Here is a 23,835-nt window from a genome sequence, read left to right as displayed (position 1 = left end):
CTCATGACCGATGCGGACGCCGGCGCGGCAGCCAGCGGCGCGCGCGACGCGGCGGCGGGCGCCGGTGCGACGTGAGGCGCGCGCATGCCCGCCTTCGGGTCGAGGACGAACTGCACGTCGACGGGGGTCTGCCAGAAGTCGCGCGCCAGATCGGTGATCCGGCCCGAGAACTGGCTCTTGACCCAGTCGAGCTTGAAACGGTTGGGAGCGGCTATCTGCAGCGTGTTCGCCGCAGCATCGAAGGCAACCGGGGCCAACGGTTTAATCCACGTCACGTACTGCTGGGGCGTTAGCTCACGCTCCAGTAGTGCGGAACAGTGTTGCCAGAATTCGTTCATCGAGTTGCTGTGGTCGTTTTGTTTGCATGCGTTGCGGTCGCCCCGCTCTTGTCGCACGGATGCGACGAGGCCCTGACGAGGCGACGGCAATGGCTCCGGAAGCCCGCGCGGCAAAGGTCTTGCGGCAAGCAGGCGGGCCGGAGCGGCATGCAGGATTCTTGGGATAGGCGAGATTCTAACGCCGAAATCCCCTCACCAGGAAGTTATCCACAGGGACGGATCAACGCACGCTCGTTCGTGCCCTCACCACGGCCGATGCAGGCGCTGCGCTGCCGTTCGAGAAGGTTCGATCGCCTAAGCTATTGACGGCCAACGAAAAACCGGCTTAAATAGCGGGTTCCTCGAAAACCAATCCCTAGTACCACCGGCCATTGCCTTTTTCCGCGATGCTCGCCGCGGTCATAACTCAACAGTGAGAGCAACATGAAACGTACTTTCCAACCTTCCGTTACCCGTCGCAAGCGTACCCACGGTTTCCGCGTGCGCATGAAGACCGCTGGTGGCCGCAAAGTGATCAACGCACGCCGTGCGAAGGGTCGCAAGCGCCTCGCCGTCTAAGTCGGGCAGCATCGCTATCAGCGAAATCACGGGTAGCGGCCCGCTCGCGAGCACGGCGAACAGGACGAACCTGGCAACTGATCGGGGCGTCATGCCGTCGCGAACGCAAGCCGCTTTTCCGAAAGCCGCAAGGCTACTGAAAACGGATGAGTTCTCATCCGTTTTTCGTTTGCGCCCCTGGCGCCGCACCGAGCACTTCGTCGTGTACGGCCGGCCCACCGGCAACGAGGCGCGGCTCGGGCTCGTGATCGGCAAGAAGTACGCACCGCGCGCGGTCACGCGCAACCTGGTGCGCCGCATTGCCCGTGAAGCGTTTCGTGTGCGCCGGGCGCAGTTCGAAGGGTTCGACCTGCTGCTGCGGCTGCATACGAAGTTCGACCGCAAGGCGCTGCCGGGCGCGTCTTCGCCGGGGCTCAAAGCTTTGTGCCGCGGCGAGATCGAAACGCTGCTCGAAAAGGCCGCGCGCGAAGTCACGCGGCGTGGCGGCGCTGCGCCTGCGACATCTGCGCGCACCCCTTGCGCAACGCAGGCTGCGGCACAAAGTGGGCAGGCAGCCGGGGAACCGGCGCAGGCCCAGGCCGGTAAAGATTTGCCGCCGGACGAGAGCAAGACCCGCGCATCATGAGCGGGGCGCGCGAGTCCGGCATATCCGACGTAGCCGCCGCGCAAGCGGCACGTGGTTCGTCATCGAACGCGGCGCAGCCAGGCCGCAACGCCATGCAAACGGTATTGATCGCACTGCTGCGTTTCTACAAGCTTGCCGTGAGTCCCCTCCTCGGCAGCCGGTGCCGTTTTTATCCTTCCTGTTCGGATTACGCACGCGAGGCAATCCAGTATCATGGCGCCGCGCGTGGGACTTACCTCGCCGCGCGGCGACTGTGCCGCTGCCATCCGTTTTCGGCGGGCGGCGTCGATCTCGTCCCGCCTGCATCTCCGAAAAAGCGCTGACGCGCCATTCCATCGACACTGAGACAACGCATGGATATCAAACGCACCGTCCTATGGGTCATCTTCTTCATGTCAGCTGTCATGCTGTACGACAACTGGCAGCGCGACCATGGACGCCAGTCGATGTTCTTCCCGAACGCGACGCAAACGCAGACGCAATCCGCCTCGAGCGGCCCTGCGCCGGCTAGCGCCGCCAACGGCGCGTCCGACCTGCCGACGGCCGCTGCCGCCGCGGGCCAGGCGCCGACGAACACCGCCCAGCCGGCTGCAGCCGCAGCACAGCTCGTTCACTTTCGCACCGACGTCTACGACGGCGTGATCGACACGCGCGGCGGCACGCTCGTGAAGCTTTCGCTCGTGAAGGAAAGCGCCGACGGCAAGGGTCCCGACCAGTACATCACGTTGTTCGACCACACGAACGACCACACGTACCTCGCGCGCACCGGCCTGCTCGGCGGCGACTTCCCGAACCACAACGACGTGTTCACGGCAGTCGAAGGCCCGCGCGAGCTGACCGGCGACGCCAACTCCTTCCAGATCGCGCTGCAGTCGCCCGAGAAAGGCGGCGTGAAGGTCACCAAGACTTACACGTTCACGCGCGGCAGCTACGTGATCGGCGTGGACTGGAAGGTGCAGAACGTCAGCGGCGCGCCGGTTTCGCCCACGCTCTACATGGAAATCGTGCGTGACAGCCAGCCGGTCGAAACGCCGCGCTTCTCGCACACGTTCATCGGGCCGGCGGTGTACTCGAACGAGCATCACTTCCAGAAGATCACGTTCGGCGACATCGACAAGAACAAGGCCGACTTCGTGACCCAGGCCGATAACGGCTGGATCGCGATGGTGCAGCACTACTTCGCGACCGCGTGGATTCCGCAGCAAGGCGTCAAGCGCAGCATCTACGTCGAGAAGTTCGACAACGCGCTCTATCGCGTGGGCATGAAGCAGCCGCTCGGTACGATCGCACCGGGTGCAACGAATACCGTGCAGGCACGCCTCTTCGCAGGTCCCCAGGAAGAGCGCATGCTCGAAGGCGTCGCGCCGGGCCTGGAACTCGTGAAAGACTACGGCTGGGTGACGATCATCGCCAAGCCGCTCTTCTGGCTGCTCGAGAAGATCCACGGTTACGTGGGCAACTGGGGCTGGTCGATCGTGCTGCTCACGCTGCTCATCAAGGCCGTGTTCTTCCCGCTCTCCGCCGCCAGCTACAAGTCGATGGCGCGCATGAAGGAAATCACGCCGCGCATGCAGGCGCTGCGCGAGCGCTTCAAGAGCGACCCGCAGAAGATGAACGCGGCGCTCATGGAGCTCTACAAGACGGAGAAGGTGAACCCGTTCGGCGGCTGCCTGCCGGTGGTGATCCAGATCCCGGTGTTCATTTCGCTGTACTGGGTGCTGCTCTCGTCGGTGGAAATGCGCGGTGCGCCGTGGATTCTCTGGATTCACGACCTCTCGCAGCAGGACCCGTTCTTCATCCTGCCGGTGCTGATGGCCGTCTCGATGTTCGTGCAGACCAAGCTCAACCCGACGCCGCCGGACCCCGTCCAGGCGAAGATGATGATGTTCATGCCGATCGCGTTCTCGGTCATGTTCTTCTTCTTCCCGGCCGGCCTCGTGCTGTACTACGTCGTGAACAACGTGCTGTCGATCGCGCAGCAGTACTACATCACGCGCATGATGGGTAAGGGCAAGAAGAAGCCCGCCTGAGTGCCGGGGCGGCAGTGATGCCGCCGCCTGAATCCAGGCTCGAAAAAAAGCCGTCCGGTGCAAACCGGACGGCTTTTTGCGTTATTGGACCGCCATTTCCTTGACGGCGCAGAGCGCAGCGTTCGTGTGTGCGCGTTAGTTCTTCTCGGCGTCGCCGTAGAATTGGGCGACCAGTTCCTGCACGAGATAGCGGTGATGGGCGCTGAGCGATTCGATCTTCGAGGCCAGTTCGAGCGTTTCCTCGGAAACCGGATATTTGCCGTCAGGCTTGCGCGGCCGCGGCACGCCAGAGCCGGCATTGCCCGGAGGCCCGTAGTGCAGCCAGTGGATGTCCACGTCGAACCATTTCGCCAGCGTCTCCAGCTTGTCCTGCGTGGGAATGGTGCGACCGCTCAGCCACTTGTGAGCGGTTTGCGGCGAAACCGGATGCTCGCCGTGATGGCGCAGATTGAACCGGTTCGCCAGGTCGGTGCTGCCGCGTAGCTTTTCGGGCGCGCGCTTCATGGCGAACCTGAGACGTTCGGCAAAAGCGGCTTTTTCGTTGGTGGTCGGCATGGGCCAGATTGTGCAACCCGAAATTGCCGAAGATGACAACCAGTTAGGCTACATTTAACGTATAAAAGCGATAATTCACCTGCTTCTGGTTGCCGTATGACTTCGGTCGAGATCCCCCATGAATTCCCGTGTGGCACGATGTTGGCGAGATCCAGCGCCTGAATTATCTGAAATCCGACAGAATTCCTTAAGACTAATCTTAGCTAAATTAAGATAAATCGAGACGGCTCTTAGCTGGGTTTCCAGTCGAAAACGCTCTGTCCGGCGCGTTACAATGCCTCGCGTTTTGCGAGTGCTTGCAAGACCGCAGTGAGTCCCCGCACTCCATCCCGATTCCAGCCCTGCTCTACGGTCCACGCCCATCATGCTCGCCACCGATTCCGATCCCATCGTCGCCATTGCTACCGCGCCCGGACGCGGCGGGATTGGTGTCGTGCGCGTGTCGGCCGGCCGCGCCGGCGCGGGGGCGACCGCTGCGTTGATGCAGGCCCTCACGGGCCAGGACCTGGTTGCGCGCCACGCGAGCTATGTGCCGTTCCTCGACGGCGCCGGCACGGTGCTCGATCGCGGTATCGCGCTGTCGTTCCCCGCGCCGCATTCGTACACCGGCGAGCACGTGCTCGAACTGCAGGGCCACGGCGGCCCGATCGTGCTGCAACTCGTTTTGCAGCGCTGCATCGAGGCCGGCCGCGAGTTCGGGCTACGCCTCGCGGAACCTGGCGAATTTACGCGACGCGCGTTCCTCAACGACAAACTCGATCTGGCCCAGGCGGAAGCCGTGGCCGACCTGATCGAGGCGAGCACCGAGGCGGCGGCGCGTTCGGCGGGCCGCTCGCTCGACGGCGCGTTCTCGCGCGACATCCACGCGCTCGTGGACGACGTCGTGACGCTGCGCATGCTCGTGGAGGCGACGCTCGATTTCCCCGAGGAAGAGATCGACTTCCTCGAGGCCGCGGACGCCCGCGGCAAGCTCGCACGCATTCGCGCGCAACTCGACCACGTGCTCTCCGAAGCGCGCCAGGGCGCGCTGCTGCGCGAGGGCCTTTCGGTCGTGCTCGCGGGACAACCCAACGTGGGCAAGTCGTCGCTGCTGAACGCGCTGGCAGGCGCGGAGCTCGCGATCGTGACACCCGTTGCCGGCACGACGCGCGACAAGATTTCCCAGACCATCCAGGTCGAGGGCATTCCGCTGCATGTGATCGACACGGCAGGTTTGCGCGACACCGAGGACGAGGTCGAAAAGATCGGCATCGAGCGCACGTGGAGCGAGATCGGCCGCGCAGACGTGGTGCTGCATCTGCTCGATGCGCGCACGGGCATGAACGCCGAAGACGAGGTGATCGCCGCGCGCTTTCCCGCCGGTGTGCCGGTCGTGCGCGTGCTCAACAAGACCGACCTGACCGGCGTGCCGCCCGAAGTGGCGCAGCGTCGTGCCGGGAACGGCAGCGAAGTGTGCGAGTTGCGTCTTTCGGCGAAACAGGGCGACGGTGTTGCGCTGCTGCGCGCCGAGTTGCTGCGCATTGCGGGCTGGCAGGCGGATGCGCAGAGCGTCTATCTTGCGCGCGAGCGGCATCTCATCGCGCTGCGCGCGGCGCGCGAGCATCTCGCGCACGCGGCGGCGCACGCCGACCAGAATTCGCAATTGCTCGATCTGTTCGCCGAAGAACTGCGGCTCGCGCAGGAATCGCTGAATTCGATCACCGGCGAATTCACGTCCGATGACCTGCTGGGCGTGATTTTCAGCCGGTTTTGTATCGGGAAGTAACCCGCAAGCGCACTGCGCGCCGCCCCATTCTTCTCCAGCCTGGAACAATCCCTTCGAAGGCCGAGGGTTAACCCTCGGCGGCAATCCTCCTAGACTTTCGCTCATCGGATGCAGACACGTTGTCGCACCGAAAAAAGCCAAAGGAGGTAGTTAGCATGAAGTCCCTGATCCAGACCGTAGCCGTTGCCGTTGCACTCGTAGTGCCGATGGCATCGTTCGCGCAATCGAATGCGCCCGTCACGCGCGCCCAGGTGCGCGCCGAGCTCGAACAGCTCGCGAAGGTGGGCTGGCATCCTGGCGTAGGAGCGGACCCGCACTACCCCGACGATCTTCTCGCAGCCGAAGCCAAGGTAGCCGCCGCGAACGGCGCAACGAGCGGCTATGGCGGCGTGGCAGCCGGCAATTCGGATGCAGGCCGCCCGGCGGTGCCCAAGGCCGACTGGAACGCGATGTATAACCATCCGTAACAAGGCAATACTGCTAAAACACCTGCGATGATCCCGCGCAGGCGTTTCGCATAGCTAAACGAATACCTCCGCCGTCGTTGACGCGACGGCTTCGCTCGGGCCTTCGGGCCTGGGCGCTTTTTCCAGCGACCCTCGAACAAACTGGCGCCGCTGCTCAAAAGCGAAGCTTGTTCAGCCTCATCTCTGCGCACTACGAGTTAGCTGCCGTGTCATTTAATTCGTAGTGCGATCAATCAAGACTCCCACTAGCGGGCGATTGTTTTGCGCTGGCTTCAACGCTTGTGCTCGCTAACGCGCCCTTCTCTGCCTCCACGAACGCCCAGCGCCCGCTGCGTGCGGCTGTAATTTGTGGACACACATCGTTGCTTTTCCAAACCCTTGCCGCATCGTGGCTCGTCGACAATCAGTGGCATAGGAGAACGACGATGAAAACACTCTTCTGCGTTATTGCTCTGGCTGGCTTGTCGGCCGGCCTCACGGGTTGTGTGGTGGCGCCGCCTTACGCGTACGCGCCTGCGCCGGCCTACGGCTACGCGCCGGGCTACTATGCGGCGCCTTCGGTGGATATCGGGGTTGGCGTGGGCGGCTATTACGGCCACGGCTGGCGACGTTAAGGGGACCGTAACAAGCCGTCTGAAAGGTTGACGTCCGACCTTTGAGCTTGACCTATCCGATGTGATAGCTGGACACGCGCCGCCGCCGAACTAAAGTGGCGAGACACGTCTTCACAAGACAACAAGGCGTTGGACCAGCGCACGGGGGCATTCATGAGATTCATCGACGAAGAGATCGCGCATATCATGCGCGCGACGGCTCCCTCGTTATCCGCTGGCACGACGCCGGCCGTCTTTTCATTCGATTACTGGTACAAGCGCCTTGGCACGCTGCTCGACCTCGCCCAGATTACGCCGTCCCAGTTCCGCACGGTCGACGCGCTCATGGTCGAGCTCGAAGCGCGTCGGGCCGCGACCGGCGCGGCGGTGCGCGAGGCGCTGGCCGCCTGACTCCCGAGTTTGCTTCGCGAGCGCCCGGCGCCGCGAATTCCCGCTTAACCTCGCCATGTCACCCGAGCATGGATTAGCCCGCGCGAGCGGGCTTTTTTCTTTTGCGAAGCGCTCGCCAGCGGGCTGGCAGTCGCAGTCAAGAGCTTGACGATTCGGCCGGCCCGGCGCCCGCTCTTGAAAACGTCGCGCGCCCCCTGCATGTAGAGCCCACTTTTTCGGAGATTCAGATCGTGGGCAGACGACCTTCCTTCATTGACGATCTGGCTCGCGGCGTCCCTTCCGACGGCGCGGGCCAGCGCCCGGGCTTCGATGACGACGTGCTCCTCGACGCCTATTCGCGGACCGTAATCGGCGCGCTGGAGCGCGTGCAGCCCGCCGTCGCGCATATTGCCGTCGAGCGCCGCGCATCGGGCCAGGCGCCTGCGCGCGGCGGTAGCGGCTCGGGCTTCCTGTTCACGCCGGACGGCTACTTGCTGACGAACAGCCATGTCGTGCATGGCGCAAGCAAGCTGAGCGTGACGCTTGCGGACGGCACGACACAAAGCGCCGACCTTGTCGGCGACGACCCGAGCACGGATCTCGCCGTGCTGCGTATCGGCGCGGCGGAGGCGCTGCCGCACGCGCAGCTCGGCGACTCGGCGGGCCTGCGCGTCGGGCAGATCGCGATCGCCGTAGGCAGCCCGCTCGGCCTCGCGCAAACGGTGACGACGGGCGTGGTGTCGGCGCTCGGGCGCTCGCTGCGTTCGGAATCCGGCCGCATGATCTACGACGTGATCCAGACCGACGCCGCGCTCAATCCGGGCAACTCGGGCGGTCCGCTCATCAATTCGGCGGGTCAGGTGATCGGCGTGAATACCGCAATCATTCCGGGCGCGCAGGCCATCTGCTTCGCCACGGCCATCGACACGGCAAAGTGGGTCATCACGCAACTCTTCGCACACGGCCGGGTGCGGCGCGCCTATATCGGCATTGCCGGCACCACGGTGCCGATCGCACGCAAGGTGCAGCGCTACTTCAGCCTGAGCGCGACGACCGGCGTGCGGGTGATGGAGATCGTCAAGGGCAGTCCTGCTGCGCTCGGCGGCCTGCGCGTGGACGACACGATCGTGACGATCGACGGCGTGCCGGTCGACGGTATCGACACGCTGCAGCGTCTCTTCGACGTTTCGCGCATTGATCGCACAGTGGAAATCGGTGTGATCCGCTTGACGCAGCGGCTCAACCTGAGCGTGACGCCCGTCGAGCAGACGAGCTAGACGCGGGGAACCACCGAAGTGATGGGCGGCGCGCCGTGGCGTGCGCCGCTTGAAGCATTACCAGCCGCTGCCAGGCTGAGCATAAACCGGCTGTTGTCCGTAGCCGGGTTGCGCGTAGCCGTCGTCATATTGCGGCGGAGGCGGCGCGGGCTGGGCTGGCGCGCAGGGCACGTAGCGGCCCGAATACTGGTCGTAACACGCCGCGCCGGCCGGGGAGGCGGCATAGACCGGCGCCGGCTCGGCATACACGGGCGCAGGCTGCACATAGGCCGGCTGAGCCGGGTAGGCCACCGCCGGGCCGCTGTTGAGCACGGCGCCCACTGCGGCGCCAATCAACGCGCCGCCAACCAGCGCACCCACGACGTCACCGCCATGATCGTGCGCGCTCGCGGGGCCAGCCGCCACCGCACACCCCGCCAGCACCAAAACGGCTGCCATCTTTCGCATGTCGTTCTCCCTGAGAACCTTTGAAAACATGCGAGCGATTGTCAGCCTGATTGCTGGATACAGGTGCTGCAAGTGGTAACGCTGAATTACGGAGGTGTGGCTTGCCAGCGCGCGCTGGCCGGGAGTGATTCCCGTCAGCGTGCGTGCTCGCCGTGCGCGTCTGCCTCGTGCGTGCGCGGCGTGCTACCGCGCTGCCCGGCAGACGGACAGAGAAGGGTGAGCGCGACGGACAGCACCATCAGCACGAACAAGGCGACGAAGTACGATCCAGGAGAACTCGAAATCCACGAGTGCCACCCATGTGTGCTTCGGCGTGTTCATCCGCGCGATGCGTGCGTCCGCTCAGTGATGCAGAAGGCTGCGTAGCGGATGACGCCAGTCCATATGATGTCCGTCTCCCGCTTCTACGCGCTGTCGATGCTCCTCGAGGATTTCGTCGGAAAACAGGAAGACGACAATGACAAGGGGAATCACCAGAAACGCGCCCAGTATTACGTGCTCGATCACGATTACCTCCTGGTTGTCAAGCGGTTTGCAATTGCATTGTAGCCAAGACGCGACAGTTTGCACATTGGGCGCGCACCGAAGCTTGAAAACAATGTTCGCCAACCATCACAACCCGCTCTGAGCAGCCTGCGTGCCCGTTCACAGCCCGATTCGCGGGGCTCGGGGTGGGCCCCGCATCCCGGTCGCCGTCGATCCGCATGCGCCGCTTATGCCGCCGCCTTTTTCCACGCGGCGGCAAAGAGCCCGGCGCCGATGAGCAGCGTGCCGCCCGTACGATTGACGGCGCGCTGCACGCGCGGGCTGCGTACGACCTTGCGCGCGGCCGCTGCGAGCAGCGCATAGACGAGCGCGTTGAGCGTCGCGAGCACGAGGAAGGTGGCTTCGAACACGACGATCTGCGATGTCATGGCCGCATGCGGATCGATGAACTGCGGCACGAAGGCGACGAAGAAAATGATGCTCTTCGGGTTGAGCGCGGTAACCGCGTAGGCATGCGCGAAGATGCGGCCGGTGCGCGTCTCGGAGGTGTCCGGTGCGTCGTCAACGCCGACGGGCGCGCGCCAGAGCTTCACGCCCAGATAGATCAGATAGGCGGCGCCAATCCATTTGAGCACCGAGAACAGCGTGGCGGATGCCGCGAGGATCACGCCGAGTCCGAGCATGGAAGCGGTCATCGCCGTGAAGTCGCCGAGCGCGACGCCGGCCGTGGTTGCGAGCGCGTAACGGCGGCCGTGGCCAAGCGCGTAGGAGACGACCAGCAGCACGGTGGGGCCGGGAATGGCAACGAGAATGGCCGACGCGATCGCGAACGGTAGCCAGTGAGCGAAAGTCATGGGGTTCCTCCATTGGGAAGCCCGATTTATCCACGAACTTTTGCCGTATGCAAGCGCGGCGCGCGGCTTCGTTTCGAGAGCCTCATGGAGCGGCTGGCATCCTTTTTATTCTGTCGCCAATCCATTAATGAGCGCGCGCCCGAGGGGCGCTCGCGCGACTTTAGGTGCAATGCGTCATGGGCGCGGCGATCTATTAAATCGTTTAAATCAAAAGCGGATTCGATTTTCCGTATTCTGGCTATAACCGCCCGCGCCTTGTTGGATAAGGCGCAGGACGATGTAATCGATGCTTCGGAGTGCTGCTGGACGCCCCTAAGCGCCAGGCTCGATGGGATAGCGGTGCTCGACGTCATGCTGCAAGCCTCCACGGCTGTTGCGAGCGCACACAAGTCGGGCTTGCAGTCTTTCGGCAGTTTTCTATTTTTAAAGACGCGGGTGAGGCATGAGAGTTAAATACATAGCTAACCTGAGTAGAGACCCGCAGGAGGCAATCATGAAAAGGCTATCCGGTATCGTCGTCGCGGCTGCCAGCCTGGCTTGCGTCGTCGCGGTTCAGGCTCAGGATGTGAGCGTCAAGCCGCAGCAAACGGTGCAGCTCAAGCCGGGCTCCTATGGGTGCCTCACGAAAGACAAGCTCGACGCCGTCGCGCTTCACGAGCAGGCCGGCGAGCATCAGCAGATGCAGGAATACTTCACGGGATTCCAGTGTCTGTCCACACCCGACAACCAGTCGTTCCGCGTCGTACAGGTGGTGGGCCACGACGTCGAATTCGTCAACGCGGCGAATGGCGACCAGCAAGGCCTCTGGACCACGGACCGCTTCATCAAGCAGTAAGGCCGTCTCTCCCAACGCGCCGCTCGACATGGCCCGACGCACGCGCGTCGCGCGCCGCTGTCAAATCCCCGTCACTTTCTCGTCAGACCATCCGCATTGCGTCGCGCGCCGCCTCGACGCGCGCTGCGCGTCCACTCGACCGGCACATGGCTTGCTAGAAACTTCGCTATCATGTGCGGCTTTCGCGCGACCGGAATTCGGTATGGCACTCAAATCGACCATTTACAAGGCAGAACTGCAGATCGCGGACATGGACCGGCACTATTACGCCGACCATGCGCTCACGATCGCGCGCCATCCGTCCGAAACCGACGACCGCATGATGGTCCGCATCGCGGCGTTCGCGCTGTTTGCGGGCGAGCGGCTCGAATTCTGCAAGGGCCTGTCCGACACGGACGAGCCCGATCTCTGGCGCAAGGACTATACGGGCGCGATCGAAACGTGGATCGAGGTCGGGCAGCCCGACGAGCGCCGCATTGCCAAGGCGAGCGGGCGTGCAGGCGAGGTCATCGTGATCGCCTACGGCGGGCGCACCTCCGACATCTGGTGGCAAGGCGTGCGCAACAAGGTCGAGCGCCTGCGCAACGTGACGGTCTGGTCGCTGGGCGAGGGCGTTGCCGCGTCGCTCGGCGCGCTGGCCGAGCGCACCATGCGCCTGCAATGCACGGTGCAGGACGGCGCGGCGTGGATCGGCAATTCGAGTGCTGAGCCAGTGGCTGTCGAATGGAGCGTGTTCAAGGCGCCCGAGAACGTCTGAAAGCAGGCTGCGCGCCCTCAAGCGTGCGGCGGCCCCTTGAGTTCCACCATGTTGCCTTCCGGGTCGAACAGATACAGCGACGGCCCCAAACCCTCCGCCCCATAGCGCTCGACGGCATGGCCGGGACGCGCGCCATGCTGCGTCAGATGCGACGTGAGCGCCTCGGCGTCGAACGGCTCCACGCGCAGACAAAGATGATCCATGTTGCCGCTCGCGCCGGCAGGCGCTGCGCCGGAACCCCGGTCGAGCGGGCCGCCGATCGTCACGAGATCGATCAGCGAGCGTCCCGCGCGCAACTGCACGAGGCCGAGATTGCGCTGTTCACGCTCCGGCTCGCAACCGAGTACTTCGCAATAGAAACGCGTCATGGCGGCCATGTCGGCGGCCCGGATAACGACGTGATCGATCTCGCGAATCTGGATCCGCATGGCGTCCTCGAGGTCGTGCTGGGATTCTCATGATGAACCTGTGGACGCGGGGCTGCGCAGAAGGCGCGCATTTCACCGAGCCGCGCCAACCGGAATCGGCCGCAGCAGGGCGGCAGCAGAACAGTGGGAACCGGCGGAAAATAGTTTTGGGCGCTGCGGCCGGGGAAACGGGGGACGAAAAAAAGCCCGCTGCAGTGAGCGGGCTTAATCCATATCAGGAGGAGACATGGAGGAGACAGGAACGACTATACCGAGTCGGCTGTCGCGACGCAACAACTTTTTAAGGGAAAACCCGCAAAGTTGTCATTTTGTCGCACGGGAATCGGCAAGACGCCACCAGGGATTCACCGAAGGCCATAAAAGTACGCGATCAGGCGCGCCTTCACGGCCCATGTCGACCGCAATGACAGCGCAAGATCCGGCGCGCCTTCGTCCGTACGCGAAGTTAGAGTAAGGGCATACAGACAGGCACTTCGAGGAGCCTCAAATGAGCGCCGTCCCTGCAATGAAACCAGCGATGAAACCCGCCAAACCGAGCCAGACGCCAGACAGCGAGTGGACGAACGACGCCGACCGCTGGCAAGCCGTCACGTCGCGCGACGCCCGCGCCGACGGCGCGTTCTTCTACGCCGTGCGCACTACCGGCGTGTTCTGCCGCCCGTCGTGCGCGTCGCGGCTGCCGCGGCGCGAGAACATCGAATTCTTTGCCGAGGCCGACGACGCGCGCGCCGCCGGCTATCGCGAATGCAAGCGCTGCCGCCCGGGCGGCCTGCCGCGTGAGCTGGAAATCGTGCGGCGCGCCTGTGCGGCGCTGGACGCCGACCCGCAAGAGCGGCTCACGCTCGCGCAGCTCGGCGAAGCCGTGCACCTCAGCCCGTTTCACCTGCAACGCCTCTTCAAGCGCGTGCTGGGCGTCTCGCCGCGCCAATACCAGGCGGCGCGGCGCGGGGCCGTGCTGCGCGACGCGCTCGGCGAGGGCGCCGACGTCACGCGCGCAAGCGCCGACGCCGGTTTCGGTTCGTCGTCGCGGCTCTATCACAGCGTGCCGGGCGAGCTCGGCATGGCGCCTTCCGCCTATCGCCGCAAGGGCGCGGGGCTGACGATCCACTACGCCGCCACGCCCACGCCGATCGGCTTCGTGCTCATCGCGGCAACGGAAAAGGGCATTTGCCGGATCGCGTTCGGCGACGATGCCGCGACACTCACCGCCGCACTCACGGCCGATTTCGCGAACGCGCAGTGCATCGAGGACAAGGCCGCGATCGCGCCGTTTGCCGCGCAGATCGACGCGTATCTGCACGGCCGGCGCGAGCGTTTCGATCTGCCGCTCGACATTGCCGCGACGGCGTTCCAGCAGCGCGTCTGGGACGCACTCCAGCGCATTCCCTACGGCGAGACGCGCAGCTACTCGCAGATCGCCGAAACGCTCGGCGCGCCGCGCGCGGTGCGGGCCGTGGCGAGTGCGTGCGCGTCGAATCCGGTGGCGCTGGCGATTCCGTGCCATCGCGTCGTGCAGAAGGGCGGCTCGCTCGCCGGTTATCGCTGGGGGCTCGAGCGCAAGGCGGCGCTGCTCGACAGCGAAGCACGCGCATCGCAAGGTGCGCAAAACGGTGCGAAAAACCCGAAAAGCAGCCGTTCGGCCCCGAACCGCGCCGACACGCCGGAGACCGCCACTTGAGCGCCATCGCCTCGCAAACCGAAGCACAAACCAGCGCGCCGAAGCACAGCGCCACACTCGAGCTGCCGTTTCGCGCGCCCTACGACTGGCCCCGCGTGCTGCGCTTCTTCAGCGGGCGCGCCACACCGGGCGTCGAAGCGGTGGAGGACGGCGCGTGGCTGCGCGCGATCGATTTCAATGGCGCGAGCGGCACGCTCGCCGTGCGCCGTCACGCGCGCAAGCATTGCCTCGTCGTGCAGATCGACGGACCCGTGAGCGCGCATGCGGCGGCGCTCGCCGCGCCGCTCTCGCGCATGTTCGACCTGCAGGCCGATCCCGCCGCCGTCGCCGCGCATCTGCGCAGCGACCCGTGGCTCGCGCCGCTCGTCACAGCCGTGCCGGGGCTGCGCGTACCGGGGGCGTGGTCTGGCTTCGAGCTCGTGGTGCGCGCGATCGTCGGTCAGCAGGTCAGCGTGAAAGCGGCGACGACGATCATCGGGCGCCTCGTCGAACGCGTGGGCAAGCGCATCGACGACCATGCGCACGCGCGCACTGCGTGGCGCTTTCCCACGCCCGCCGCGCTCGCCGCCGCCGATCTCGCGGGCATCGGCATGCCGGGCAAGCGCGTCGCCGCGCTGCAGGGCTTCGCGCAGGCCGTGGCGAGCGGCGCGGTGATCATCGAACGCGACTACGCGCAGAACGATCAGGAGAAGCCGCGCGGCACGCGTCAAAGCAGACAAATCGACGCGATCGCACCGGAACCCGCCGATCTCGACACCATGCGCGCGGGACTGCTCGCGTTGCCCGGCATCGGACCGTGGACCGTGGAATACGTCGCGATGCGCGCGTGGCGCGATGCGAACGCGTGGCCCGCAACCGATCTCGTGCTGATGCAGGCCATCGCGGCGCGTGACCCGGCGCTCGTGCGCGCGACCCAACAGCGCGCCCGCACTGACACATGGAGCCCCTGGCGCGCCTACGCGGCCATGCATTTGTGGAACGAAATCGCCGATCGCGCGGGCGCGGCGCGCGGCGGCTAGGGCAGCGCCGGAAAGGCGCGCCATCACCGAGAGAAGCGCGCGCAAACTGGCCAAAACCCCGCCCGAGGCAGGCCCAAGCAGGTCTTTCGGCGAGATGTTAAAGTAGCCCGCTACCGAAAAGAATCCCGGCCGGCGAGTCTTAGCAGCACTGCGCGCAGCACGGCGCCGCCGGCCCGAGCCCGACTTGCCTCAATGTCAGACACGACCTCTACACGCACGAACGACGTTCTCGCACAGCGCCTTTCCGTGCTGGGCGACGGGCCACATCGCGGCGCGCTCACGCGCGGTCTGCGCGGCATCGAGAAGGAGAGCCTGCGCGTGACGCGCGACGGCCGTCTCGCCATGACGCCGCACGCGGCAGCGCTCGGTTCGGCGCTCACGCATCCGTCGCTGACCACCGACTATTCGGAAGCGCTGATCGAGATCATCACGCCTGCCGAGCCCGATGCCTCGATCACGCTTGCGCAACTCGACGAGCTGCACCGCTACGTCTATGCGGTACTCGCGCGTGACGGCGAGATGCTCTGGAACGAATCGATGCCGGGCCTCCTGCCCGACACCGACGACGGCATCCCCATCGCGCGCTACGGCAACTCGAATATCGGCCGCCTCAAGTACGTGTACCGCATGGGCCTCGCGCTGCGCTACGGCCGCACGATGCAGTGCATTGCCGGCATCCACTACAACTACTCGCTGAGCGAAGAGGTGTGGCGCGTGCTGCATGCGCATCATCAGTCCACGGCCTCGCTCACCGACTATCAATCGGAGCGCTACCTCGCGCTGATCCGCAATTTCCGCCGCACGAACTGGCTGCTCATGTACCTGTTCGGCGCCTCGCCCGCGCTCGACGCGCGCTTCCTGCGCGGCCGCGAGCACAAGCTCGAAACGTTTGACGCCGACACGCTCTATCTACCGCACGCGACGAGCCTGCGCATGAGCGATCTCGGCTACTCGAACACGACGGGCCAGTCCGCCTTGCGCGCCGACTACGACACGCTGGCAGGCTATCTCGACGCGCTCGCGCAGGCCGTGAGCCAACCGTATCCGCCCTACGAGGCGATCGGCACGCATCGCGACGGCGAGTGGGTGCAGATCAACACGAACGTGCTGCAGATCGAGAACGAGTTCTACTCAACGATCCGCCCCAAGCGCGTGACGCATCCGGGCGAGCGGCCTCTGCATGCCCTTGCCGCGCGCGGCGTGCAGTACGTCGAGGTGCGCTGCATGGACATCGACCCGTTCGAGCCAACCGGCATTTCGCTCGAGACCGCACGGTTTCTCGACGCCTACCTGCTCGCCTGCGCGCTCGATGAAAGCCCTTTCCTGCCTGCCGACGCCTATGCCGAATCGAATGAAAACTTTGGCCTGGTGACGAAGGAAGGGCGCCGCCCGGGTCTCGCGCTCAAGCGCGACGGCAAGGACGTGCCGATGCACGAGTGGGCCGAAGCGCTGTTCGAGAAGATCGGCCACGCAGCCGCCGTACTCGACGCGGCGCACGGCAGCGACGAACACACGCGATCGCTCGCGACACAGCGCGCGAAGCTGGCCGACCCGTCGCTCACGCCATCGGCGCGCGTGCTGCAAACCATGCGCGATAACAAGCAGTCCTTCCTGCAATTTGCACGCGCACAAAGCGAGCACCACGCAGCGCAATTCCTCGCGCGTCCGCTCGACGCCGAGGCCACGGCGGAGTTCGAAACGCTCGCGCGCGAGTCACTCGCGGAGCAGGCGCAACTCGAGCGCGACGAAGTCGGCTCGTTCGACGCGTTTGTCGCCGCCTATCGCGCGTATACGCTCAATCGCTTCAGCGTCTGAGCCGCCGCCGGTGCGCCGCTACGGCGCGCACCCATTCCATCGATGTTTGTCCCGGGCACCGCATTTGCTCGCAACACCTGCGTGCAGATGCGGTCCAACCAGGGTAGGCGCCGCGTTACCGAAGCGCGCGGATGACGGGCGCGCCGGACGAACGAAGCTGAAAACACCAAAAATGCACGGGCTGCGCGCAATGCGGCTCACTCTGGGAGGAATCCACGCGATGAAACGAATTCTTGCGATCCTGCTGTGCGCGACGGCTGCGGCCTGCGCGTCGCGCGGGCAGGTCAATCCCGACGTCATGCAGATCGCGACCGCACCGCTCACCTGTTCGGACAAGACGGAATGCGATCTCTGGTGGCAACGCGCCCAGGACTGGGTGCGCAGTCATTCGAAGTACGAAGTGCAGACCGTGACCGACACGCTGATCCAGACGTCGGGCCCGGGCGGCGGCCGGCGTCTGCTCGCCTATGAAATCACGAAGCAGGCCAACGCCGACGGCACGGCCACGATCGGCTTCGCCGCGCATTGCGACAGTTCGCTCGGCTGCAAGCCCAACCCGTGGTCGGCAGGCGCGGCGTTCAAGCAGTACGTGCGAACCGGCGTCGATGCGCCGATTCCCGGCGATACGACCACAGGCGCAGGTGGCGACACCGCCGGCGTGAGCGGCGCAGCCGTGGCGGAGCCGGCTTCGAGCGCGCATTGATCGGCGCATGGCCGATTTGGGCATTGTCTGATTGAGGGAGGGGTTGAGGAACCCGTATCTTGGGCTGGTTTCGGCCCGTGTGGTCTGGGCCGTTCATCCTCAACCACCACTCGAATCGACAATGAAACTGCGCTTTCTGTCTGCCAGTGCCGCGGCTGCCGTCATCGCCGCCGCCGCTGGCTGCACTACCGCCTCAGGCCCTACCCACAATCTCGACATCGTCACGCTCGCTAACGGCTCGCAAGCGTATCGCGTGCAATGTCTCGGCCTGTTCGAAAGCTCCAAAACCTGTATGGCCAGGATGAACGAGACCTGCGGCAGCAAGACGCCGCTACGCGTCTCGTCGGTGGATCGCGCCGTTGCCGGCTTCAAACCGGAAGACGACCCGCGTGAAATCACGTTCATCTGCCAGCCGCCGCAGTCGCCGGCACCGGCGCCGGCGCCGATCGGCGAGACGCCGCCCCAGGTTCAGCCGCGCACGATCACGCTGAACGCCGACGCCAACTTCGCGTTCGACAAGGCCGATCTGCTGCCCGACGGCAAGCGCAGGCTCGACCGGTTCGTCACGGAAAGCAACGATGTGAACATCGGTACGGTCGTGATCGACGGCCACACCGACTCGGTCGGCTCGAAGGCCTATAACGATCGCCTCTCGGTGCGCCGCGCCGAGTCCGTTCGCCGCTATCTCCAGTCGCGTGGCCTCCACGCCGGCCAGTACGAAGTGCACGGTTATGCCTTCTCGAGGCCGCTTGCGTCGAATGCCACAGCTGAAGGACGCGCGAAGAACCGTCGCGTCGAGATCCAGACGAGCGGCATCACACAGCGCTAGCAACGCAGCGCATCGCGCACCCGGTCGCCCGCGGCTTCGAGCGGGCGGCCCTTTCGCGGGACCGTCAATGACCCATTGCCGGTCCCGCGCCTTTTTTCGGCTTCGTCACCCACACCAGCAGAGCCAGCACGACAAACATCGCGCAGGAAATGCGGAAGAAGTCGTTGGTGGCCATCATGTAGCCTTGCGTCGTCACGACGTCGTTGAGCTGGGCGGTCAGGCTTTGCCCCGCGAAACCGAGGTTCGCGAGCGCGTCCTTGTAGGCGACGGTGTTCGGCGAAGACTGGGTCACCGATTCCGACAGCACGGCATGGTGATAGATGGCGGCGTCTTCCCAGAACGTCGTACTCGCCGCCGTGCCGATCGCGCCCGAGAGCGTGCGCAGAAAATTCGAGAGGCCCGCGGCGCTCGCGAGCCGCTCGTCGGGAATGCTGGAGAGCGTGATGGTCGTCATCGGCACGAAGAAGCACGCCACGCCGATGCCCTGTACGAGGCGCGGCAGGATCACGTGGTCGAACGGCACGTCGAGTGTGAACGTCGAGTTCCAGAGCGAGACGAGCGCGAACACGATAAAGGCAAAGCTCGCGACCATGCGCAGATCGAGCCGGTGCATGTTGCGTCCGATGAGCGGCGAGAGCACGAGCGCGAGCAGGCCCACCGGCGCGGTGGCCAGACCCGCGAGGCCCGCCGTGTAGCCCATGACAGTCTGCAGCCAGAGCGGGAAGATCACCACCGAACCGAAGAAAGCCATGAAGCCGAACGAGATGATCATCGCGCCGAGCGCGAAATTGCGGTCGCGAAAGAGCGAGAGATCGACCACGGGCTCCTTTTCCGTCGCCTCCCACACGAGCATGAACGCGAGCGCGACCACCGCGATGATGGCGAGCGTGACGATGAACGTCGAGTTGAACCAGTCGCGGTCCTTGCCGAGGTCGAGCACCATCTGCAGGCACGACACGCCGATCACGAGGAGCGCGAGGCCCACGGCGTCGATGCGCTGCTTCGTCGTTTTCGTCTCGCGGCCGCGCAGCAGCAGGTACGCGCAGATGCCCGAGAAGAGGCCGATCGGTACGTTGATATAGAAGATCCACGGCCACGTGTAATTGTCGGTGATCCAGCCGCCCATCACCGGTCCGAAGATGGGTGCGACGATCACGGTCATCGCCCAGAGGCCGAGCGCGAGGCCGCGTTTGGCGGGCGGGTAGGAGCGCATGAGGATGGTCTGCGAAAGCGGGACCATCGGCCCGGAAACGAGCCCTTGCACGAGACGGAATGCGATGAGCGTCTCGAAGTTCGTGGCGAAGCCGCAGGCGGCCGAGGCCAGCGTGAACAGCAGCACGGAGAGCGTGAAGAGGCGCACTTCGCCCACGCGGCGCGCGAGCCATCCGGTGAGCGGCACGGCGATCGCCGAGGCGACCGAGTACGACGAGATGACCCACGTGCCTTCGCTGTTGGCGACACCGAGGTTACCCGAGATGGTTGGCACCGCTACGTTGGCGATCGAGGTGTCGAGCACCTCCATGAAGGTCCCGAGCGCGAGCCCGACTGTGAGGAGCGCGAGCGTGCCGCCGGAAAACGGTGCGGGTTCGGCCTGCGCGGGCACCGCGGGAGAAGCTGCCATGTTCCGTGTCCTTGGTGAGTCGGCCGTTGCTGCCGCTCCACGGGAGCAGCGCACGCCAGCTTGTTATTGCGTGTCTGTGCATTTTCTGCCCAGACAGTGATTGGATCAAACTACGCCAGGTGTTGCGCTGCCGCGCACCGTGCGCCGTTGCTAGCCGCCGTCTTCCTGCGCCGGCGCTTCTGGGTCCTTGCCGGCGCCGATCATCGATCCGCACAGCGGTGTGGTCGAGCCGTCATTGGCGATGAAGCGTTGCAGCAAATGAATCAGCGTCGCGACTTCTTCGGGCGAGAAGCCGCGTAACTGCTCGGACATCTCCGCGGCAATCAGGTCGGGCAATTGCTGCGCCGCCGCGCGCCCCTGGTCCGTCAATGCGAGTTCCACGACCCGGCGGTCCGCCTGGCTGCGCTGCCGCTCGAGAAAACCCTTTTTCTCCAGCCGGTCCAGCATGCGCGTCATGGAGCCGGTGTCGTACGAGAGCGCGCGTGACATCTCGTTGGGCGTGCTCGCGCGCTCGAACCACAATAAAAGGATCACACCAATTTGCGAGGATGTGAGTCCAAGCGGCGCGACCGCACGGTCGATACGCCCGGCCAGCACGTTGCGCGCGGTAGAGAGGAAATAGCCGAGACTTGGCTCGACGCCCAGACTCGTCGGGACGAAAGGACCGTCGCTCATGGCAGTTCGCTTTCCAGCATCTCAAAGAACGAGCGGATTATAACGGGTTACTTCGCTGCTCAGGCAGATAAATTAGCTAGCAGGTCGCGGCCACCTCTGTCGCCGCGATCGGCGCATAAAAACAACAGTCATATTGATGCGCTGCAAAGTATGTTGTGATTTGATTGCATAGTCAATATTATGACAGGCAACCAGTTTCGTTCTTCTACGTCCACCCGTTTCCGCATCATGCTTTTTCTCATCAACGCGCTTGGCGGCCTTGGCCGCTCCGTCACCGACATCGCCCGCCTCGCTTTCGCGAAGGCCGGTGAGTCGTCGCGCTGGCGCAAGCTCGCGTTGTATGCGGCCATGTTCGCGCTGCCGGGCGGCTCGATCGCGGTGGTGGCCGTGGTGTGGGCGCAGCGCCGGCGCGCGCAGCCCGAACCCGCCGCCGCAAGCGCTGTCATGGCGGCCACGCCCGCCGCCGCAACCGCAGCAATACCGGCAGCGGATGCACCCGCGTGCGGTGGCGGCCAGCTCGCCTGCCGCGCACCGCAGCGCCGCCGTAACGACGCGTAACCTGTGCGTCTCACGCCGTAACACCCGCGAACCCTTCCAACGCGTAAGCTTTCGGATTCCGTGCAGTGACTAGCGTGTGCGCTACCATTGCCGCAACGCGACAACCCCGTGCGCGACCGGCCGCCCGAGCGCGCGCCGGTTGCATCGACAGGAATCCTTGCATGCCTTGCCGTTTCGTCCGCTCCGGCGCGACCACTGGACCCGCCGGGTCTGTGGCGCGCCGCGCGCCCAAGCCGCTTTCCATCCTGACGCTGTGCGCGGCCGCCGCGCTCACCTTCCAGTTGACCGGCTGCGCCGTCGGCCCCGACTATCACCGGCCCAGCGCTGCCGTGCCCGCTTCGTTCAAGGAAGCGCCCGAGGGCTGGAAGGTCGCGCAACCCGCCGATACCACCGACCGCGGCGCCTGGTGGCTGATCTACGACGACGCGCAGCTCAATGCGCTGATGGACCAGCTCAACACCAGCAACCAGACGGTCGCGCAATCTGCCGCCGCCTACCGCCAGGCGCGTGCGCTCGTGGGCGAGGCGCGGGCGGCGTACTTCCCCGTGATCAGCGGCTCGTTCGCCGGCACGCGCTCGTACACGCCCACGCGCGTGGCCAACTCGAGCCGCGGATTGTCGAGCGGCAGCATCAACAACAACGTCAACCTCGGGCTCGACGCCACCTGGGAACCCGATCTCTGGGGCAAGGTGAGCCGTACGGTCAGCTCGCAGGAGGCGAGCCAGCAGGGCGCCGCCGCCGATCTCGCGAACGCGCGCCTGTCGGCCCAGGCCACGCTCGCGCAAACCTACTTCACGTTACGCTCGCTCGACGCGCAGCAGAAGCTGCTCGACGATACGGTCGTCGCGTACCAGAAGTCGCTGCAGCTCACGCAGAATCAGTACGCCCAGGGCGTGGCGGGCCGCGCCGACGTGATCCAGGCGCAAACCCAGCTGCAATCTGCGCAGGCTTCTGCGATCGACAACGGTGTGGCGCGCGCCCAGGACGAGCATGCGATCGCCGTGCTGGTCGGCCAGCCGGCCTCCACGTTCTCGATCCCGCCGTCGCCGCTCGCCGCCACGCCGCCCACGGTACCGCTCGCCATGCCTTCGGCGCTGCTCGAGCGCCGGCCCGACATCGCCTCGGCCGAGCGCAAGGCGGCCTCCGCCAACGAGCAGATCGGCGTCGCCATCGCGGCGTACTTCCCTACGCTCACGCTGTCCGCGAGCGGCGGCTTCGAAAGCTCGGTGATGTCGCAGCTGCTGCAGCTGCCTTCGCGCTTCTGGACGCTCGGGCCGTCGCTCGCCGGCACGATCTTCGACGCCGGGCTGCGCAAGGCCCAGACCGAGGCCGCGCGCGCCGCCTACGACCAGCAGGTGGCCGCGTACCGGCAAACCGTGCTGGCCGCGTTCCAGGACGTGGAGGACAACCTCGCTTCGCAGCGCATCCTCGGGCAAGAGATCGGCGTGCAGCAGCAGGCGGTGGAGTCGGCGCAGCATGCGCTCGCGATCGTGACGAACGAGTACAAGGCGGGCACGACCGATTTCCAGAACGTGCTTTCCGCGCAGGCCACGGCCTTTACCGCGCAGCAGAAGCTCGTGAGCATCGGCGGGCAGCGCATGGTGTCGTCGGTGGGGCTCGTGAAGGCGCTGGGCGGCGGCTGGGATGCATCGCAGATGGATCGCGAGACCGGCAGCGTCGCCGCGCCGGCAGTGGTTTCGGCCGCTCCGGCCCCAGCGGCAGCGACGACGGCTACGACGGCCGCCCAGCCGCGGTAAGGCGTATGCGCCCGCGCAGGCGGGCGCACGCTCAGACCACGAACCTCAGCGCATGAACGTCAGCGCGACGGTGCCCGGCCCGACCGGCCGGCCCAGCAGATTCAGCAGGCCCGCCAGGTTGTCGCGCTGATCCGGCGCCGCGCTCGCGGTGCCCTGAAACGATGCCGAAGCCCGCGAGAACGAGCCGCGCCCCTCGAGCATCAGCGGTCCTTTTTGCGTCGAGAGCTCGAGCGTCGACGTCGCCCCTTGCGCCTGCAGCACCACCTGATACGTGCCGAGCGGCTTCACGAGCGAAACGCGCGAGCTCATGTCGGCGAGCGAGACGGTCAGTCGTCCGAATGCATCCGTGCCGAACACGCGCCACGGGCTCCACGCGAGCCGCACCTTGCCGTCCAGATCGAGCGTGTTGAAGGGCGCGCCGAGACCCGCGAGCAGCGACGCGGGCACGGCGATCGTGCCCGCGCTCACGTTCGCGCCGCGCAACGACGCATCCACCGTGACCGGGTCGGGCATCGCCTCGGTCTGCAGCATGTCCATGCGTACGCGCGCGACGAACAGCGGCCAGAACGCCGTACGCCAGACGATGCGCCCCGGCAGCAGCGTCGCGCCGCGTGCGTCCTGGCCGGCAGCGAGCATCAGCGTGGCGGAGCCGTGCCAGAGCGAGCCTTCCGGGTCGATCAGGTTCACGTGCCCCTGGGTCGCGCGCGCGAACTGCGGCGCGATCCAGGCCGCGGGCAGGCGGGCGAGCAACACCACAGCGCTCGACAGCACGCCC

General features: G+C 65.5%; 27 protein-coding genes and 1 pseudogene. 19 read left to right on the top strand and 9 right to left on the bottom strand.

Annotated features, from left to right (window positions below):
• Positions 1-338, bottom strand: a 338-nt coding sequence (locus ACOJB8_RS38830; protein ID WP_475017491.1) for a DnaA N-terminal domain-containing protein, incomplete at its 3' end; no start/stop codon positions are given.
• A gap of 423 nt (positions 339-761) precedes the next feature.
• Between ACOJB8_RS38830 and rpmH the strand changes: the two genes are divergently transcribed.
• From rpmH to yidC, 4 genes and pseudogenes are all read left to right on the top strand, one after another.
• Entirely contained in the window at positions 762-896 is a 135-nt protein-coding gene (gene rpmH, locus ACOJB8_RS38825) for a 50S ribosomal protein L34 (RefSeq protein WP_026120950.1), read from the top strand.
• Positions 897-987: 91 nt separating this feature from the next.
• A pseudogene (gene rnpA / locus ACOJB8_RS38820) lies at positions 988-1,410 on the top strand (ribonuclease P protein component); the annotation flags it as partial.
• Positions 1,411-1,613: 203 nt separating this feature from the next.
• Entirely contained in the window at positions 1,614-1,844 is a 231-nt protein-coding gene (gene yidD / locus ACOJB8_RS38815) for a membrane protein insertion efficiency factor YidD (RefSeq protein ID WP_028203242.1), read from the top strand.
• 30 nt (positions 1,845-1,874) lie between these two features.
• Entirely contained in the window at positions 1,875-3,551 is a 1,677-nt protein-coding gene (yidC, locus tag ACOJB8_RS38810; protein ID WP_342949138.1) for a membrane protein insertase YidC, read from the top strand.
• Between the two features lie 135 nt (positions 3,552-3,686).
• On the opposite strand, the gene ACOJB8_RS38805 is transcribed toward yidC, so the two are convergent.
• Complete coding sequence (locus ACOJB8_RS38805) at positions 3,687-4,106, bottom strand: helix-turn-helix domain-containing protein (RefSeq protein ID WP_069264560.1); 420 nt, start codon at positions 4,104-4,106, stop codon at positions 3,687-3,689.
• A gap of 364 nt (positions 4,107-4,470) precedes the next feature.
• On the opposite strand from ACOJB8_RS38805, the gene mnmE reads away from it, so the two are divergent.
• From mnmE to ACOJB8_RS38780, 5 genes are all read left to right on the top strand, one after another.
• Complete coding sequence (gene mnmE, locus ACOJB8_RS38800; RefSeq protein ID WP_342949139.1) at positions 4,471-5,871, top strand: tRNA uridine-5-carboxymethylaminomethyl(34) synthesis GTPase MnmE; 1,401 nt, start codon at positions 4,471-4,473, stop codon at positions 5,869-5,871.
• 155 nt (positions 5,872-6,026) lie between these two features.
• Positions 6,027-6,338, top strand: coding sequence for a DUF4148 domain-containing protein (locus tag ACOJB8_RS38795; RefSeq protein WP_342949140.1), 312 nt, complete (start codon positions 6,027-6,029; stop codon positions 6,336-6,338).
• A 425-nt stretch (positions 6,339-6,763) separates the two neighbouring features.
• Positions 6,764-6,952, top strand: a complete 189-nt coding sequence (locus ACOJB8_RS38790; RefSeq protein ID WP_254319355.1) for a hypothetical protein — start codon at positions 6,764-6,766, stop codon at positions 6,950-6,952.
• 153 nt (positions 6,953-7,105) lie between these two features.
• Positions 7,106-7,342 (top strand): hypothetical protein, encoded by a 237-nt coding sequence (locus ACOJB8_RS38785; protein ID WP_342949141.1) that lies wholly within the window; start codon positions 7,106-7,108, stop codon positions 7,340-7,342.
• Between the two features lie 230 nt (positions 7,343-7,572).
• Positions 7,573-8,598 (top strand): S1C family serine protease, encoded by a 1,026-nt coding sequence (locus ACOJB8_RS38780; RefSeq protein ID WP_069264548.1) that lies wholly within the window; start codon positions 7,573-7,575, stop codon positions 8,596-8,598.
• A gap of 57 nt (positions 8,599-8,655) precedes the next feature.
• On the opposite strand, the gene ACOJB8_RS38775 is transcribed toward ACOJB8_RS38780, so the two are convergent.
• From ACOJB8_RS38775 to ACOJB8_RS38765, 3 genes are all read right to left on the bottom strand, one after another.
• A complete protein-coding gene (locus ACOJB8_RS38775; protein WP_069264546.1) occupies positions 8,656-9,045 on the bottom strand; it encodes a hypothetical protein in 390 nt (129 codons plus the stop codon).
• A gap of 342 nt (positions 9,046-9,387) precedes the next feature.
• Entirely contained in the window at positions 9,388-9,552 is a 165-nt protein-coding gene (locus ACOJB8_RS38770) for a hypothetical protein (protein ID WP_176732878.1), read from the bottom strand.
• Between the two features lie 206 nt (positions 9,553-9,758).
• Positions 9,759-10,385 carry a LysE family translocator gene (locus ACOJB8_RS38765; protein WP_475017482.1) on the bottom strand — a complete coding sequence of 209 codons (627 nt, stop codon included), beginning with the start codon at positions 10,383-10,385 and terminating at the stop codon, positions 9,759-9,761.
• A gap of 84 nt (positions 10,386-10,469) precedes the next feature.
• On the opposite strand from ACOJB8_RS38765, the gene ACOJB8_RS38760 reads away from it, so the two are divergent.
• From ACOJB8_RS38760 to ACOJB8_RS38750, 3 genes are all read left to right on the top strand, one after another.
• Positions 10,470-10,838 carry a hypothetical protein gene (locus ACOJB8_RS38760; RefSeq protein ID WP_475017481.1) on the top strand — a complete coding sequence of 123 codons (369 nt, stop codon included), beginning with the start codon at positions 10,470-10,472 and terminating at the stop codon, positions 10,836-10,838.
• Positions 10,839-10,878: 40 nt separating this feature from the next.
• Positions 10,879-11,220, top strand: coding sequence for a surface attachment protein Sap1 (gene sap1, locus ACOJB8_RS38755; RefSeq protein ID WP_368603750.1), 342 nt, complete (start codon positions 10,879-10,881; stop codon positions 11,218-11,220).
• A gap of 202 nt (positions 11,221-11,422) precedes the next feature.
• Positions 11,423-11,977, top strand: coding sequence for a YaeQ family protein (locus ACOJB8_RS38750; RefSeq protein WP_069264536.1), 555 nt, complete (start codon positions 11,423-11,425; stop codon positions 11,975-11,977).
• Between the two features lie 17 nt (positions 11,978-11,994).
• Here the strand turns inward: ACOJB8_RS38750 and ACOJB8_RS38745 are convergent, their stop codons facing one another.
• Positions 11,995-12,405 carry a VOC family protein gene (locus ACOJB8_RS38745; RefSeq protein WP_475017478.1) on the bottom strand — a complete coding sequence of 137 codons (411 nt, stop codon included), beginning with the start codon at positions 12,403-12,405 and terminating at the stop codon, positions 11,995-11,997.
• A gap of 517 nt (positions 12,406-12,922) precedes the next feature.
• Here ACOJB8_RS38745 and ada point away from each other — a divergent pair.
• The 5 genes from ada (at position 12,923) to ACOJB8_RS38720 (ending at position 18,449) form a co-directional block, all read left to right on the top strand.
• Positions 12,923-14,083, top strand: a complete 1,161-nt coding sequence (gene ada / locus ACOJB8_RS38740) for a bifunctional DNA-binding transcriptional regulator/O6-methylguanine-DNA methyltransferase Ada (RefSeq protein ID WP_069264532.1) — start codon at positions 12,923-12,925, stop codon at positions 14,081-14,083.
• A 5-nt stretch (positions 14,084-14,088) separates the two neighbouring features.
• Complete coding sequence (locus tag ACOJB8_RS38735; protein WP_342949248.1) at positions 14,089-15,102, top strand: DNA-3-methyladenine glycosylase family protein; 1,014 nt, start codon at positions 14,089-14,091, stop codon at positions 15,100-15,102.
• A gap of 192 nt (positions 15,103-15,294) precedes the next feature.
• Positions 15,295-16,917 (top strand): glutamate--cysteine ligase, encoded by a 1,623-nt coding sequence (gene gshA, locus ACOJB8_RS38730; RefSeq protein WP_475017475.1) that lies wholly within the window; start codon positions 15,295-15,297, stop codon positions 16,915-16,917.
• A 220-nt stretch (positions 16,918-17,137) separates the two neighbouring features.
• Entirely contained in the window at positions 17,138-17,620 is a 483-nt protein-coding gene (locus ACOJB8_RS38725) for a hypothetical protein (RefSeq protein ID WP_069264528.1), read from the top strand.
• 121 nt (positions 17,621-17,741) lie between these two features.
• Positions 17,742-18,449 (top strand): OmpA family protein, encoded by a 708-nt coding sequence (locus ACOJB8_RS38720; RefSeq protein WP_069264526.1) that lies wholly within the window; start codon positions 17,742-17,744, stop codon positions 18,447-18,449.
• A gap of 64 nt (positions 18,450-18,513) precedes the next feature.
• Here ACOJB8_RS38720 and ACOJB8_RS38715 read toward each other — a convergent pair whose 3' ends face one another.
• On the bottom strand, positions 18,514-20,070 hold the full coding sequence (locus ACOJB8_RS38715) for a DHA2 family efflux MFS transporter permease subunit (protein WP_475017471.1): 1,557 nt from the start codon (positions 20,068-20,070) through the stop codon (positions 18,514-18,516).
• A gap of 150 nt (positions 20,071-20,220) precedes the next feature.
• Positions 20,221-20,745 (bottom strand): MarR family winged helix-turn-helix transcriptional regulator, encoded by a 525-nt coding sequence (locus tag ACOJB8_RS38710; protein WP_475017469.1) that lies wholly within the window; start codon positions 20,743-20,745, stop codon positions 20,221-20,223.
• Between the two features lie 228 nt (positions 20,746-20,973).
• Here ACOJB8_RS38710 and ACOJB8_RS38705 point away from each other — a divergent pair, with 228 nt between their 5' ends.
• Both ACOJB8_RS38705 and ACOJB8_RS38700 read left to right on the top strand, forming a co-directional pair.
• Entirely contained in the window at positions 20,974-21,303 is a 330-nt protein-coding gene (locus tag ACOJB8_RS38705; protein ID WP_475017467.1) for a hypothetical protein, read from the top strand.
• Positions 21,304-21,464: 161 nt separating this feature from the next.
• Positions 21,465-23,060: an efflux transporter outer membrane subunit gene (locus ACOJB8_RS38700; protein WP_475017465.1), complete on the top strand. Its 1,596-nt coding sequence runs from the start codon at positions 21,465-21,467 to the stop codon at positions 23,058-23,060.
• Positions 23,061-23,105: 45 nt separating this feature from the next.
• Here the strand turns inward: ACOJB8_RS38700 and ACOJB8_RS38695 are convergent, their stop codons facing one another.
• Positions 23,106-23,831 (bottom strand): type II secretion system protein N, encoded by a 726-nt coding sequence (locus ACOJB8_RS38695; RefSeq protein ID WP_475017494.1) that lies wholly within the window; start codon positions 23,829-23,831, stop codon positions 23,106-23,108.
• Positions 23,832-23,835: the final 4 nt, after the last annotated feature.

This window comes from Paraburkholderia sp. BR10141, assembly GCF_056155635.1.
Note: the sequence above shows the minus strand (reverse complement) of the source record. Positions and strands in the feature narration are given on the sequence as shown.

Coding starts and splice junctions, on each gene's coding strand:
- ACOJB8_RS38700 (WP_475017465.1), top strand. CDS start 21,465: ATGCCTTGCCGTTTCGTCCGCTCCGGCGCGACCACTGGACCCGCCGGG.
- sap1 (WP_368603750.1), top strand. CDS start 10,879: ATGAAAAGGCTATCCGGTATCGTCGTCGCGGCTGCCAGCCTGGCTTGC.
- ACOJB8_RS38805 (WP_069264560.1), bottom strand. CDS start 4,106: ATGCCGACCACCAACGAAAAAGCCGCTTTTGCCGAACGTCTCAGGTTC.
- yidC (WP_342949138.1), top strand. CDS start 1,875: ATGGATATCAAACGCACCGTCCTATGGGTCATCTTCTTCATGTCAGCT.
- ACOJB8_RS38790 (WP_254319355.1), top strand. CDS start 6,764: ATGAAAACACTCTTCTGCGTTATTGCTCTGGCTGGCTTGTCGGCCGGC.
- gshA (WP_475017475.1), top strand. CDS start 15,295: ATGTCAGACACGACCTCTACACGCACGAACGACGTTCTCGCACAGCGC.
- ACOJB8_RS38775 (WP_069264546.1), bottom strand. CDS start 9,045: ATGCGAAAGATGGCAGCCGTTTTGGTGCTGGCGGGGTGTGCGGTGGCG.
- ACOJB8_RS38725 (WP_069264528.1), top strand. CDS start 17,138: ATGAAACGAATTCTTGCGATCCTGCTGTGCGCGACGGCTGCGGCCTGC.
- ACOJB8_RS38710 (WP_475017469.1), bottom strand. CDS start 20,745: ATGAGCGACGGTCCTTTCGTCCCGACGAGTCTGGGCGTCGAGCCAAGT.
- mnmE (WP_342949139.1), top strand. CDS start 4,471: ATGCTCGCCACCGATTCCGATCCCATCGTCGCCATTGCTACCGCGCCC.
- ACOJB8_RS38760 (WP_475017481.1), top strand. CDS start 10,470: ATGGAGCGGCTGGCATCCTTTTTATTCTGTCGCCAATCCATTAATGAG.
- ACOJB8_RS38715 (WP_475017471.1), bottom strand. CDS start 20,070: ATGGCAGCTTCTCCCGCGGTGCCCGCGCAGGCCGAACCCGCACCGTTT.
- ACOJB8_RS38705 (WP_475017467.1), top strand. CDS start 20,974: ATGCTTTTTCTCATCAACGCGCTTGGCGGCCTTGGCCGCTCCGTCACC.
- ACOJB8_RS38750 (WP_069264536.1), top strand. CDS start 11,423: ATGGCACTCAAATCGACCATTTACAAGGCAGAACTGCAGATCGCGGAC.
- ada (WP_069264532.1), top strand. CDS start 12,923: ATGAAACCCGCCAAACCGAGCCAGACGCCAGACAGCGAGTGGACGAAC.
- ACOJB8_RS38785 (WP_342949141.1), top strand. CDS start 7,106: ATGAGATTCATCGACGAAGAGATCGCGCATATCATGCGCGCGACGGCT.
- ACOJB8_RS38720 (WP_069264526.1), top strand. CDS start 17,742: ATGAAACTGCGCTTTCTGTCTGCCAGTGCCGCGGCTGCCGTCATCGCC.
- ACOJB8_RS38795 (WP_342949140.1), top strand. CDS start 6,027: ATGAAGTCCCTGATCCAGACCGTAGCCGTTGCCGTTGCACTCGTAGTG.
- rpmH (WP_026120950.1), top strand. CDS start 762: ATGAAACGTACTTTCCAACCTTCCGTTACCCGTCGCAAGCGTACCCAC.
- ACOJB8_RS38745 (WP_475017478.1), bottom strand. CDS start 12,405: ATGCGGATCCAGATTCGCGAGATCGATCACGTCGTTATCCGGGCCGCC.
- yidD (WP_028203242.1), top strand. CDS start 1,614: ATGCAAACGGTATTGATCGCACTGCTGCGTTTCTACAAGCTTGCCGTG.
- ACOJB8_RS38765 (WP_475017482.1), bottom strand. CDS start 10,385: ATGACTTTCGCTCACTGGCTACCGTTCGCGATCGCGTCGGCCATTCTC.